Annotated in this window: 14 protein-coding genes and 1 pseudogene; 11 read left to right on the top strand and 4 right to left on the bottom strand. The window is 38.0% G+C overall.

From position 1 onward, the window contains the following. Window positions 1–47: 47 nt before the first annotated feature. From L3081_RS20175 to L3081_RS20145, 8 genes are all read left to right on the top strand, one after another. A complete protein-coding gene (locus tag L3081_RS20175; RefSeq protein WP_242288082.1) occupies window positions 48–485 on the top strand; it encodes a hypothetical protein in 438 nt (145 codons plus the stop codon). 74 nt (window positions 486–559) lie between these two features. Then, the gene (locus L3081_RS20170) at window positions 560–1234 is read left to right on the top strand and encodes a fumarylacetoacetate hydrolase family protein (RefSeq protein ID WP_242288081.1); all 675 of its coding nucleotides are present in this window, start codon (window positions 560–562) and stop codon (window positions 1232–1234) included. Window positions 1235–1365: 131 nt separating this feature from the next. Beyond that, on the top strand, window positions 1366–2889 hold the full coding sequence (locus L3081_RS20165) for an aldehyde dehydrogenase (NADP(+)) (RefSeq protein ID WP_242288080.1): 1524 nt from the start codon (window positions 1366–1368) through the stop codon (window positions 2887–2889). 83 nt (window positions 2890–2972) lie between these two features. Next, window positions 2973–3893 carry an SMP-30/gluconolactonase/LRE family protein gene (locus L3081_RS20160; RefSeq protein WP_242288078.1) on the top strand — a complete coding sequence of 307 codons (921 nt, stop codon included), beginning with the start codon at window positions 2973–2975 and terminating at the stop codon, window positions 3891–3893. Further along, window positions 3890–4375 (top strand): cupin domain-containing protein, encoded by a 486-nt coding sequence (locus L3081_RS20155; RefSeq protein ID WP_242288076.1) that lies wholly within the window; start codon window positions 3890–3892, stop codon window positions 4373–4375. Before L3081_RS20160 ends, L3081_RS20155 begins: the two co-directional genes overlap by 4 nt. A gap of 45 nt (window positions 4376–4420) precedes the next feature. Next, window positions 4421–5374 carry a glycoside-pentoside-hexuronide (GPH):cation symporter gene (locus L3081_RS20150; protein WP_274620671.1) on the top strand — a complete coding sequence of 318 codons (954 nt, stop codon included), beginning with the start codon at window positions 4421–4423 and terminating at the stop codon, window positions 5372–5374. Beyond that, on the top strand, window positions 5325–5822 hold the full coding sequence (locus L3081_RS27375) for an MFS transporter (protein ID WP_274620670.1): 498 nt from the start codon (window positions 5325–5327) through the stop codon (window positions 5820–5822). The genes L3081_RS20150 and L3081_RS27375 overlap by 50 nt, the downstream gene beginning before the upstream one ends. A gap of 1 nt (window position 5823) precedes the next feature. Beyond that, window positions 5824–6792, top strand: coding sequence for a D-2-hydroxyacid dehydrogenase (locus L3081_RS20145; protein ID WP_242288075.1), 969 nt, complete (start codon window positions 5824–5826; stop codon window positions 6790–6792). Window positions 6793–7040: 248 nt separating this feature from the next. Here L3081_RS20145 and L3081_RS20140 read toward each other — a convergent pair whose 3' ends face one another. The 4 genes and pseudogenes from L3081_RS20140 to L3081_RS20125 all read right to left on the bottom strand — a co-directional run bounded on the left by L3081_RS20140 (window position 7041) and on the right by L3081_RS20125 (window position 9256). Continuing rightward, window positions 7041–7571: a hypothetical protein gene (locus tag L3081_RS20140; RefSeq protein ID WP_242288073.1), complete on the bottom strand. Its 531-nt coding sequence runs from the start codon at window positions 7569–7571 to the stop codon at window positions 7041–7043. Continuing rightward, complete coding sequence (locus tag L3081_RS20135) at window positions 7541–7711, bottom strand: hypothetical protein (protein ID WP_242288071.1); 171 nt, start codon at window positions 7709–7711, stop codon at window positions 7541–7543. Before L3081_RS20135 ends, L3081_RS20140 begins: the two co-directional genes overlap by 31 nt. A 38-nt stretch (window positions 7712–7749) precedes the next feature. Next, a complete protein-coding gene (locus L3081_RS20130; RefSeq protein ID WP_242288069.1) occupies window positions 7750–8868 on the bottom strand; it encodes a glycoside hydrolase family 43 protein in 1119 nt (372 codons plus the stop codon). Window positions 8869–8908: 40 nt separating this feature from the next. Beyond that, window positions 8909–9256 (bottom strand): annotated as a pseudogene (locus L3081_RS20125) (MFS transporter). Between the two features lie 588 nt (window positions 9257–9844). Between L3081_RS20125 and L3081_RS20120 the strand changes: the two are divergent. The 3 genes from L3081_RS20120 to L3081_RS20110 all read left to right on the top strand — a co-directional run bounded on the left by L3081_RS20120 (window position 9845) and on the right by L3081_RS20110 (window position 13448). Continuing rightward, complete coding sequence (locus L3081_RS20120) at window positions 9845–10516, top strand: HAD family hydrolase (protein WP_242288068.1); 672 nt, start codon at window positions 9845–9847, stop codon at window positions 10514–10516. 40 nt (window positions 10517–10556) lie between these two features. Further along, window positions 10557–11522: a sugar-binding transcriptional regulator gene (locus L3081_RS20115; RefSeq protein ID WP_242288066.1), complete on the top strand. Its 966-nt coding sequence runs from the start codon at window positions 10557–10559 to the stop codon at window positions 11520–11522. A 213-nt stretch (window positions 11523–11735) separates the two neighbouring features. Further along, window positions 11736–13448, top strand: a complete 1713-nt coding sequence (locus tag L3081_RS20110) for a purine-cytosine permease family protein (protein WP_242288064.1) — start codon at window positions 11736–11738, stop codon at window positions 13446–13448. Window positions 13449–13469 lie beyond the last annotated feature (21 nt).

The following is a 13469-nucleotide window of genomic DNA, read 5'->3' as shown; positions in this document are numbered from 1 at the left end:
CACCAGTTCATAAAAACTTAACTCAGAGCACAAAGAAGATACTTATTATGCAATTAGAGCAATATTTACCATCAGACCAATACGCCGGCACCTTAATTGGTAGAGCTTGGATACCAAATAATTTAGCTAAAAGCACAGCAAATGTTAGTGGTCCGTCGCCAATCTGGTTGAACGACTCAAACGTTTACGATTTATCTTCATTAGCGCCAACTTGTTCTGACATTCTTAATAAAGGCATTACCAAGCAAGCATTATTAGCGGGTAACTTTCCTGTTATTGGTAGTGTTGAAACGCTTATCGCTAACTCAATTAATTATCCGTGTAATACCGACTACTTGCACCTTTTAGCGCCGTTTGATTTACAAGCCATAAAAGCTTGTGGCGTTACTTTTGTTTGTTCGATGATCGAAAGAGTGATTGAAGAAAAGCTAACGGAAACCCAGATGTCGCCAAAGATATACGTTCTAAAATTGATGCGACCATAGGCTCCAGTATCGAAAATTTAGTACCCGGCTCACCAGAAGCATTAGAGCTAAAAGAAGTTTTAATCAAAGAAAACATGTGGTCACAATACTTAGAAGTAGGTATTGGTCCCTATGCTGAAGTGTTTACTAAATCACAATCAATGTCTTCTGTTGGTTTAGGGGCGCAAGTAGGTATTCACCCTATATCAAGCCGGAACAACCCTGAGCCTGAAGTGGTACTTGCCGTTAACAACCAAGGAACTATTGTTGGAGCAACATTAGGAAACGATGTTAACTTACGTGATATTGAAGGTCGTAGCGCCCTACTTTTAGGTAAAGCAAAAGACAATAATGCCTCATGCTCTATCGGACCTTTTATACGCTTATTTGATGAAAGCTTTACCCTTGACGATGTTAAATCTACACAAGTAACATTGAATGTAAAAGGCGACGATGGCTACGAGCTTGAGGCGACGAATGATATGACGCAAATTAGCCGGGATATTGAAGATCTTGTCGCACAAACGATTTCAACATCGCATCAATACCCTGATGGTTTTGCGCTATTTACCGGAACATTATTTACACCGACACAAGACAGAGACAAAGCAGGTAAAGGCTTTACACATAAACCTAACGATCTTGTTGTTATATCCGCAAGCAAGCTTGGCGCTTTGCAAAACAAAGTGCATTTTTCAGATCAAATTCCACCTTGGGAGTTTGGCATTAGCGCGCTAATTAAAAACCTTGCACAACGTAACCTACTTTAGCCGGTTTTATTTGAACTGACATTAACCAAGCTTAACCGAACCAAATTTAGGAATATTTAACTTATGTACAACCTAACGCAAAAATCATTTATCGGCCGGCTCATGGATTATACCACAAGGTGCATCGTTTAATGCGCAAAGCCCCGACTCACGAGTTATTAGCTGTTCATAATAATTGTCTTGAAGTTGACGTAAATAGCGCTATGCAAGCCGCGCAAGATGCATACCCAGTATTTAGCCAACTTTCGCCCGAAAAACGCGCTAATTTTTTAGTGGCTATCGCTGAAGAAATTGACGCATTAGGCGAGCAATTATTGACAGTGTGCGACCAAGAATCAGGTTTAGGCTTACCAAGACTCACGGGCGAACGTGGTCGTACAACAGGCCAAATTAAAGCCTTTGCTGAAATAGTTAAAAACGCGAGTTGGACACAAGCCAGTATTGATACCGCAATACCTGATCGTACTCCTTTACCTAAACCTGATTTACGTAAAATGTTAAAGCCTATTGGGCCAGTTGCTGTATTTGGCGCGTCTAACTTTCCATTTGCTTTTGGCACCTTAGGTGGCGATACCATTTCAGCACTTGCAGCGGGTAATCCTGTTGTAGTTAAAGGTCACCCTTCTCATCCTGCAACTAACGAGTTATTTGCTTATGCTATTGGTAACGCTATTGCCCGTTGTGAACTTCCAAAAGGTGTTTTCTCATTACTGCAAGGCAACGCTATTCCATTATCCGTACAACTGGTTTGTCATCCATTCACTGAAGCGGTTGGTTTTACAGGTTCCTTAGCCGGCGGTAGAGCAATAATGGACGCAGCAGCTAAAAGAGCTAAACCTATTCCTGTGTATGCAGAAATGGGCAGCGTTAACCCGATGTTTTTCACTAAAAATATACTAGATAAATCAGGCGAAGCCCTTGCTCAAGCACTTGCGGGTTCTGTATGTATGGGAACAGGTCAATTTTGTACTTCGCCAGGCGTTATTGTTATTCAAAAAAACGATGATTTTGTTAATACCTTAGCTGAAACTATGAGTGCTAATGCAAAAGGCTTAATGCTAAATGCAGGTATCGGACAAGCATTTTTAAAAGGTGTTGAACAGTTTATTACTAGCGGTGACGTTGAATGGGTTAATAAAGATGAAACCCACTTAACTTCGTCAATCGACAATGCTTTACTACCACCAAACGTAGTATTGAAAACAACAGCCGGTGCTTTCTTACAAAATCCACAATTACAAAGTGAAGTATTTGGTCCTGCAACCTTAGTGGTGGAATGTGACGATGAAGCACAATTTACCCAAATAGCAAAAACATTAGAAGGCAACCTAACCACCAGTATTCATGCTACCGATGAAGATAACGACTTAGTTAAAAAACTCATTGTTTTACTAGAGCAAAATACAGGTCGAATTATTTTTAATGGTTTTCCTACAGGTGTGGAAGTTTGTGGTTCGCAGCATCATGGTGGCCCTTACCCTGCTTCGTCAAACGGTGCGACAACCAGTGTGGGTATTGATGCTATTCATAGATTTACCCGTTTTGTTGCTTACCAAAATACACCTGCGCAGTTATTACCGGCAGAGTTACAAGATACAAACCCTTATCGTATTGTTCGTCGCGTAAATGGCGAGTTTACTGCAAACGCTATTTAAGCTGCTCTGCAATATTTTATTGTAAAAACGTTTAAAACCTTCTCTAAAAGGACGGTTTTAAAAAATCATACTTAAGGATGTATATGTCTCAGCTAATTACTAACGAAAACGCTAAATTAGTACACAAAAGCCATTGTCGAATAGGTGAAGGTGTAATTTGGTCGATTGCCGAGCAAGCCATTTATTGGACCGATATTTTAGGTAATACCGTTTACCGACATAAAAATAACGTAACTGAATCTTGGGCACTAACTCAAGGACTAACCAGTATAGCTTTTACCTCTGACAATACCTTAGTAGGTACTTTTTTTGATGGTTTTTACGCGTTAGACCTAGCCAACGGTGAGCACAAAAAAATAGGTGCGCCTGACTTAGATTATTCAACCATTCGCTTTAATGATGGTGCCGTTGATACTCACGGACAGTTTTGGGCCGGCACTATGCACACCGATGATCCTATGAACAATGCCCTTGGCTCATTATATCGCTTTGACAAAAACGGCCAATCAAGCCTGCAAGACGATAACTACTATTGTACCAATGGTCCGTGCTTTACCGCTGACGGCAGTGTTATGTATCACACCGACACCTTAATAAACCAAAAAGTGTATCGCTGCGAACTTGATGAAAAAGGCAACTTTGTTAGCCGTTCAACCTTCTTGCATTTTGATACAGACGGTACCTATCCAGACGGCATGTGCTTAGATAAAAACGGTAATTTATGGGTTGCACTTTGGGGTGGTTGGGGCGTTAACCAATACGCGCCCGACGGCACTTTACTACAACATATTAAGTTACCGGTTGCACAAGTTACCAAGTGTGTTTTTGGTGGTAAAAATTTAGATACTTTATTTATAACAACAGCGTCTGAATACTTATCGGATGAAGACCGAGCGAAACAACCTTTAGCGGGCTGCTTGTTTTCAGTGAAAACCAATACGCAAGGTAGAGCTGAAAACTTATGCCAATACACATTATTACAAGAAAAAGGCACTAAATTATGAACAATAAAACCTGTTTTAAAGCCATTGGTTTAACGCTTTCATTTACATTAGTGAGTGCATGTACTTCTATCGCTAATAATGAAATAACAACCAAGACAGAAAAAACAGTTGAACAAAAGGCGACTATTCCATCAAGCATTGTAAGTTTTGAAGATGCTCATCAAACTCCATACGACCATAGCGTGTTTCATAGCTACTTTATGGGTGATACAACAACGACAAAAGATGCCATTGTTGGAATTGCCATAATTGAACCGGGTCATGAAATTCATCCTCCCCATAAACACGAGGACGAAGAGTATTTATTTATTATTGAAGGCTCAGGTGTTTGGACATTAAACGGTGTTGAAACACCTGCTAAAGCCGGCGATGTGCTTTACGTATCGCCATGGGATATGCACGGTATATTCAATACAGGTAACGTTACGATGAAATTCTTTGTTGCCAGAGCAAAGAGCAAAACTGTGACAATTCAACAATAAAATACGCATTTATAAATAACAATAAAATAGCTAGGAATAACAAAAATGGCAACCACAACAAAGTTAAGTACAAAAGAAAAAATAGCGTATGGGCTCGGTGATACAGGCAGCAATATAGTATTCCAAGTTGTTATTGCTTTTATGATGTTTTATTACACTGACGTTTTCGGAATTACCGCAGCAGAAGCCGGTACGTTAATGTTAGTTGTACGTGCGTTTGATGCAATAACTGATCCCTTAATGGGTGCATTAGCTGATAGAACTAAATCCAAATGGGGTCAATATCGCCCTTATTTATTATGGATGGCGATACCTTTTTCATTACTCACCATTATTGCTTTTATAACGCCTGATCTTAGCCATTCCGGCAAGCTGATATATGCTTACATTACCTATTCTTTAATGATGTTAGCTTATACTGCTATCAATATTCCCTACTCTGCTCTAGGCGGAATATTAACAGACGACATACAAGAAAGAGCATCAGTTCAAGCATGGCGTTTTGCAATGGCAAAAGTAGGCGGATTAATTATTGCTCTACTTACGCTTCCATTAGTTTCGTATCTTGGTCAAGGAGATGAACAGCTAGGCTTTACTTTAGCAATGACTATTTTATCGCTTATCGCAATGTCTTGTTTTCTTGCCTGTTTTGCATTTACCAAAGAGCGTGCTCAAGTTATTGTAGAAAAAGTATCAATTAAAACCGATATATTTTCTGTACTTAAAAACGATCAATGGCGTATTTTAGCCTTAGTCACTTTTTTCTTGTTAATTTCGGTAGCGATGCGTGGTGGTGTTATGCCTTATTACGTTACCTATTACTTAGGTGATGAGTCACTTGTTAGTTTGTTTATGACTGCTAGTATGATTGGCGGGATAGTAGGTGCTTTATCATCAAATTGGATGATTAAATTTGTATGTAAAGTTAAATTAATGAAACTCGCTTGTCTTGGTATTGCTATTACCAAAGACCATCGTATTTTTTATACCTGGCGATAAAGCCTACTTATCCTTATCAATTGTTTTATTAACTCAGTTTTTTCACATGATTTTTATTCCTTTATTGTTTTCATCGGTACCTGACACAGTTGATTACAGTTTACATAAAACAGGAACTGGACCAATGGCAATGAGCTTTTCAGGACATTTACTCAGCTTAAAGTTTGGTATAGCAATTGGTGGCGCACTTACCGGTTGGATGCTTGTCGGGTACGGCTATGAAGCCAATGTACAACAAACAGAAAAAGCACTAGACGGTATTATAATAATTTTCGCAGCAAGCCCTGCACTAGGTGCTTTGATTGCTTACATATTGTTAAACTTTTATAAGCTTGACTACAAATGGTCAAAAACTATGAATACAAGCCAAGAAATACCAAAGAAGTTAACTGCTCTATACACTATGAATCTAACAATAATCACCATCACATCGAATAAGGCAGTATAAAATGAAAATTTTAATGTGGATAGACAACAAGTTTATGGACAAGGCTGCCAATATAAAACTGCATGAATATCTTGGTAATAAAGAGGTTCTAATTACAACAGACATTAATATTGTACTAGAAAATGCAGCAGACATAGACATAGTTTTAGGCGACTTTCCAAGAGAACAGCTAGCCTCATTGCCTAAATTATTATGGTTTCAGCAATTTGGTACAGGGGTTGAATGGCTTAGCAATCATCCGTATTTGGTGAAAGCGCCCTTTTTATTAACAAATTGCTCAGACGATCATCACGATGTTGTTGCGGATCACCTAATGGCGTTAGTACTCAGTATTACCCGCAGCATTCCACAATTTGTTACCGGCCGACGAAAAAATCAATGGCTGCAAACAAGCCTCACCGACTGCGATAACTTGTTTCAACTACGTGGTAAAACTGTATTAGTGGTTGGGCTTGGCTCTGTGGGTTTAGCGATTATTAATCGTTTACTTCCTTTTGGTGTAAACATTATTGGTGTTCGCAAAAATATCAGCAAAAGCGTTAAAAACGTAAGTAAACTTTATAGTATTGATGAGCTAGGTATTGCAGCTCAACAAGCTAATATCGTTATTACCTGCTTACCGCGCACCGACGAAACCACGCATTTATTTAATGATGCATTTTTTGAAGCCATGCCAAAGCCAGGCTTTTTCTTTAATATTGGTCGTGGAAATGCCGTTGACGAAACTGCTTTGGTAAATGCTTTAACAACAGGAAAACTGAATGGTGCAGCAATTGATGTAACCATAGAAGAGCCATTAAATAACGAATCACCGTTATGGACAGCGCCTAATTTACTCATTACCCCACACGTTGGCGGCACTTATAACGATGTAATGAAAACGTGGCGCGATGTAGCGTTAGACAACTTAGTCTTGTATCAACAAGGCGCACAATTACGGAACGTAGTAGATAAACAATTAGGGTATTAATCGAGTTACCGATGAGACTAGTTATTTATCGGGATTTGAGCTCACTCCCGCGTAGTATTAATTGATTGGTTTATTCTTTTATTTTATTTTGGTTTGGTTTGGTTTGGTTTGGTTTGGTTTGGTTTGGTTTGGTTAACAATTAGAACCGTTGTATGGGTAAAATCATTAAAAAACAACAAGTTGTTCTTTATCTAATAGAACAACTTGTACGATTTTAAGTACGAGTATAGTTAAACTCATCTATTTTATTATTTAACTGACAACAAAGTTACAGCTCTCCAACGCCCTCTTGCCCAAGCATATCCTCCATCTTCAGGTATTAAACCATTAGAAGCAGCAATAGCTTCTACTGTTATTTGGTCACCTGCTGTTAAGGCTAAGACTTTCTCTGTTTTAAAATATACTTCATGAAAATCGAGTTCTGTTCTTGGGTTAGTAAAATCACCTACTAATTCATCATTTACATACACCTTGTAATGGCTTTCACCGTCGAATTCAGAGAGTGAAACAAAGCCTAATTTAAAGCGGCCCTCTTCTGCTTCAGTTATCGTATAGCTAGCTTTTGCGTATTTAGTACGAAACGCTAAATTAGCGGCATCTATACTTAACGAGTCTGTTTTAGGGTCATCGTAAAAGGCAGCGTACTCTGAATTTTCTTTATGTAATATAAAATCGGTATTAGCAATAATAACTCTTTCAACATTAGGTAAGTTAATGATATTGCTTTTATCGGTTAAAGCTTTATCACCTATAGTAAATAGTGTTGAGTATATTTGCACCGGTTTTTTTTAGCCGTTTGTTCAACACTTGTGTTTATATTATTTTCTGAGCCTGTTACAGCATTTTCAGCTGTTGTATTGTCTTGCGAACAACCAAAGCTAGCTACCGCAATTGATGTTATTAAAAATAAGTTTTTCATAATTTATCCTAGTTTTTTCGTAGGTAACTTGTGTTAGGTTATTTATCTAACTCACCAAAATAGGCATCAACGGTTTGAATTGTGCCGTCTTCGTTATGGATAAGCTCTACCATTTTCACACTGCGTAAATGGGTTTTACCATCACTTAATGAACTATCATGAAAGAACAAATACCATTTACCTTTAAACTCAGCAATAGAGTGGTGATTAGTCCAACCTAACACGGGTTCCAACACTTTACCGCGCCATGTAAAGGGTCCGTAAGGGCTCTTTGACGTGCCATATTGAATAAAGCGAGAGTGGCCTGTTGAGTAGCTTAAGTAGTAAATATCTTTAATTTTATGCACCCATGCCGCTTCAAAAAACTTACGGTCGAAGTCGCCTTGTACAATAGGTTTACCGAACTCATCTTGTATAACAACGTCTTGTAGCGGTTGCGCTAAGCTTTTCATATCAGCATTTAGTTTAGCGATTTTTGGCATGTAAACGGGTTCGTTGTCGGCAGGATATTTGTCTTCTTCTATGTAACTACCTGTTTGCCATCTTTGTAATTGTCCGCCCATAATTCCACCCACATAAAGGTAATACGAACCGTCATCGTCTTGAAATACTGATGGATCAATACTGTAAGCATCTTTTATTGGTTGGGCTTCTGGTACAAATGGCCCTGTTGGTGTGTTTGCAGTGGCCACACCTATTCTGAAAATATTGTTTTTGTCTTTAGCCGGAAAATATAAATAATATTTACCGTCTTTTTCTGCTGCGTCTGGTGCCCACATTTGCTTAGTTGCCCACGGTACTTGATCAACATGTAACGCTTGGCCATGATCAACCACTTTGGTATTCGGTGTAACTTCGTCTATTGAAAAAACATGGTAATCGCGCATATCGAAATGCCCACCCGACGAGTCTCTAACAACACCACTTTCTATATCGTGAGACGGATAAATATATAACTTGCCATCAAATACATGGGCAGATGGATCAGCCGTATACATGTGGGTAATTAACGGTTTTTGTGGAAACAGTGCTTCCGGTACTTTTTTATTGCTACTACCATTAACCGCATAAACTCTGATACTTACTACTGATGCGACTAACATAAAAACGTTAATCACATTAACCGGCAAGGCTGTTTTTTTTGCTTTAATTTTCATGATTTTTCTACCTGTATCACTTTTATTACTGAAATTAATATTATTGCCCATCCATTTGTTCTAACTCTTTGCCTTTGGTTTCATTGACATATTTAAGAACAAATACGATTGAAAGACTGGCACACACTGCATAAAAACCATAGGATGCGGCTAAACCAATTGACCCCAACATAAGAGGAAACATCATGGTGATCATAAAGTTAGCAGTCCATTAGGCAAAACCACTTACCGCCAGATCTAAGCCTCGTAATTGATTAGGAAACATTTCACCTAGAAGCACCCACATTACAGGTCCCCACGAAAGGTTGAAGAAAATGTACAAATAAATAACGTAAAAACACAAAATTAAGTCATTTTCATTTTGTACGTTCCATGTTTTATTTAACAGAGAACGTCCTCATTCACTTAAAATCTATAATCAACACACAAGATGGTTAATGACAAATTTGATATAGTCAAAATAACTATATCAAACTTATCATCTAAAGTAAGTATTAAATTTAGAGAGCGCGTTATAAGTAAAAAAGATACGTTTGTTAATGGCCGAAGAAATCTATGATTATTTAAAATCAGTCTTCTATTCAAAAAATACAGCACTCTTGCATACTTATAATGCGTAGTTATGCTGTCCGCATTTACTCCACTGTTTGAGACGTTTCTTTTAATATTCGACTGATTAAACTACTTGTCTAAAATCATTACGATATTCACAAGGGGTTTTATTGAAGTGTTTTTTAATAAACTACAAGATTTCCTCAATTTTTCATTATGGATCTCATGATGAATACTGTGACCACGATCTCCCCAGATAAGCGCGCTACATTCAAATAATAAAGTAATTTTCATAAGTTAAATATATTCATTTGTTTAAAAAAACACATCTAAAGATTGACACTGCACTTTCTCAGTGCGATTATGCCCAACTATTGGGCATTAGCCCAACAAGAAAGCAAATGCTCAGCCAAGGAGTAATACAATGAAAAAAAATATTAGATTAATTATTTTTGACTGTGATGGTGTCTTAATCGATAGCGAGATTATCAGTGCAACCGTGTTAATTGCTCAATTATCAACTGTAGGTATTGAGATAGATGTTGATTATATTCAGCACCATTTTTTAGGTTGTAGTTTTAGTTCAGTGAAAGAAAAAATACATAACGCTTTTAACATACAACTTTCTGATTCGTTCGAAGATGAATATCGTATAGCGTTACTTAAAGAATTTGATACTAGCTTACAAACAACACAAGGTATTAAAACGGTACTAGCTCAATTGAACACTCCTTTTTGTTTAGCAACGAGTAGCAGTCCAGAGCGCACAGAAAAAGCATTAAGCATTGTTGGTTTAAGCTCTTTTTTTAATAACAGGATATTTACTGCCAAAGAAGTTAAGCATGGCAAACCCGCTCCTGATTTATTTTTACATGCGGCTAAAACCATGCAAGTTGCACCGCAAAATTGTTTAGTGATTGAAGACAGCATGGCAGGTGTAACGGCTGCACTATCAGCGGGCATGCAAGTTATTCATTATAAGGGTGGTTTACATATGTCTACCGCTACGCATGCCGTTTCAAAAAAATATCCAAACGTTACGGTTATGTCACACTGGGATGACTTTATAAAATTACAACATGCACTTTTCAACTAGAGCATAACCACGAGTACTACTAAGAACATAAGGCACTTTGATGGAAAACAAATCAAATACAGAATTAAAACGTTTAGAAGAAGCCGCTCGTGCTGCTTGGCTTTATTACGTTGCTAAAAATACCCAAGACGAAATCGCACAAAAATTAGAAGTATCACGCCAGTCAGCACAGCGCTTAATTGCACTAGCGGTAAGTGAAGGTTTAATAAAAGTACGTTTAGACCACCCTATCGCTCAATGCATGGAATTAGCGCAACAGTTAAAAGCTAAATTTAACTTACTAGAATGCGAAATTGTACCGAGCGATCCCAATACCCCAGATTCGAATCATGGTTTGGCACAATGTGGTGCAGCAATATTAGAGCGTTATTTAAAATCAGACACACCTAAAACATTAGCTTTTGGCACTGGCAGAGCGCTAAAAGCATGCATTGATGAATTACCCTCAATGCAATCTCCACAGCACAGTATTGTTTCCTTATTAGGTAACATGATGAGCGATGGCTCAGCCTCAGCTTTTGATATTGTTATTACCATGGCTAATCGCGTTAACGCAAAACATTATCCCATGCCTTTACCTGTTATTGCCTCAAGTGTTGCTGAAAAACAAACTTTACATAGCTTACAACCCGTGAAAAATATTTTTAACTTAGTGAAAAAAGCCGATGCGACCTTTGTTGGTATAGGTCAAATCACTAGCAACTCCCCTTTATTACTAGATGGTTTCATTGACGATTCAGCCCTTGAGCAGATCAAAAATGAAGGTGCAGAAGGCGAAATTATCAGTTGGCTATACGATAAAAACGGTCAAGTACTTACCAATGCAACAAATGAACGCGTTGTCAGTGCGCCATTAACCATCAATTCTAATAAGCCTGTTTATGGCATTGCCGCCGGCACAGATAAAGTAAAAGCTATTCATGCTGCTTTACAAGGTAAGTTAATTAATTCATTGATAACTAATGAATATACTGCCAAGGCAATACTGGAAATGTCAGTACAATAATGATAGCTAACACGACAACTATCATTATTAATAAAAAGAAATATAAAGAGAGAATAGCGTTTTGAAACATTGGGAACATTATCCCCTAAGTTTTAGATTACTAGTTCAATAAGATAAAACGGTAATCATTAATTAATGTAAAGAAACTAACCGTTTTAGTTAAAAGGCTACTCGTTATTTTTTACCTAACGATAGCGAAAATGAGGGGAAGACATGTCAAATATCCAAACAGATAGTTCATTTAGTGAGATGAATGAAGAACAAATGCCAGTTGCAAAAAACAAACTACATGGGCGGAAACATTTTGCAGGTTTATACGCCGGCGAGCATGTTGCCGCAACAGAATTTGTTATTGGGGCAACCTTCGTCGCATTAGGTGCCTCAACCATAGATATTTTATTAGGTTTGATGATTGGTAACCTACTAGCAATGTGTTCATGGTGGTTATTAACCGCACCAATAGCCGTTGAAACACGTTTAAGTTTATATAATTACCTCAATAAAATTGCAGGTAATTCAATGACCAAGCTCTATAACTGGGCAAACGTCGTTATATTTTCGGTGATCTCCGCCGCCATGATAACCGTTTCCGCCACCGCGGTCAGGTTTGCCTTTGACATTCCCGCCTCAATTGGTATCGGCAGTTTTTGGTTTGTTGCTATCGTACTTGCGGTAGGCTCAATCGTAGTGTTTGTTGCTATGTATGGCTTTTCAACCGTCGCTGATTTTTCTAAAATATGTGCTCCTTGGTTGTTTGTCATCTTTATTGCCGGATCATTCACGTTATTCCCTGCGTTATCGAATCATGTATTAGGCAGCACTACACTGACCGGTTGGAACGACTTTATGATGATTGGCGACAGTTCCATTTGGACCGGCTTTACCAGTGATGGCGAAAAAGGTATTGGCTTATTCGAAGTTATCGGTTTTGCATGGGCAGCTAATTCCATTACTCATTTTGGCTTAATTGATATGGCAATATTCCGCTTTGCTAAACGTAAAAGTTACGGTTTAATTTCGGGTGTGGGGATGTTTTTTGGTCATTATATCGCATGGATTTCAGCAGGTATTATGGGGGCAGGCGCAGCGATATTACTTAAAACAACCATTAGCCATTTAGACCCTGGCGATGTCGCTTATCACGCATTAGGTTTAACCGGTTTTGTTATTATTATTATTGCCGGTTGGACTACTGCTAACGCTAACTTATACCGCGCAGGTTTAGCTGCGCAAGCTATTTTTGTTAATCACTCACGTGAAAAAACAACCGCTATAGTTGGTGCTATTACCGTGATCATTGCCTGTTTCCCTTTTGTATTTTCACAAATGTTACCATTACTAACTTACGCCGGTTTATTAGTGGTTCCCGTTGGCGGCATTGTATTTGCTGAACATGTTTTATTTCCAAAAATTGGCTTAACTCGTTACTGGGCTAGGTATCAAAATATCTCACGCAGCATTCCCGCAATAGCTACTTGGGCACTCGCCTTAATATTCGGTTTTGGCTTAAATATTGTTGGTATTATGTCGTTCTATTACTTATTTATACCAACCTGGATATTCAGTATTGTTGTTTATACCTTTTTAGCCAAAAAGTATGGCGCAGACAAAGATTATTCTGAAGAAGTTGCCGCTGAAGTGCTTGAACAGAAACAGATGGTTGTCTATCAAACAGAGCAAGCAATTAACGACAAACCATTTATCCATGACACTAGCCGAATAAGTAAGTTGTTAAATGCAGTGTCGGTTATTTCCTTAATGATTATTAGTGCTTTTGCTTGTCAGGTAATGTTCTTTAGCGAAACCATGGCTATTTATAACACCAATAAAGCAGAATTTGAGTTCTATTGTTTCATATTTACTATTACTTATTTTGCTAGTGCCTATATGTCGCTTAAACGTCAAAAAGCATTAAATATACATTAAACGATGCATTAATTGACGTAT

It is taken from the genome of Colwellia maritima (genome assembly GCF_022669015.1).
In the GTDB taxonomy this organism is placed as follows: domain Bacteria; phylum Pseudomonadota; class Gammaproteobacteria; order Enterobacterales; family Alteromonadaceae; genus Colwellia; species Colwellia maritima.
Note: the sequence above shows the minus strand (reverse complement) of the source record. Positions and strands in the feature narration are given on the sequence as shown.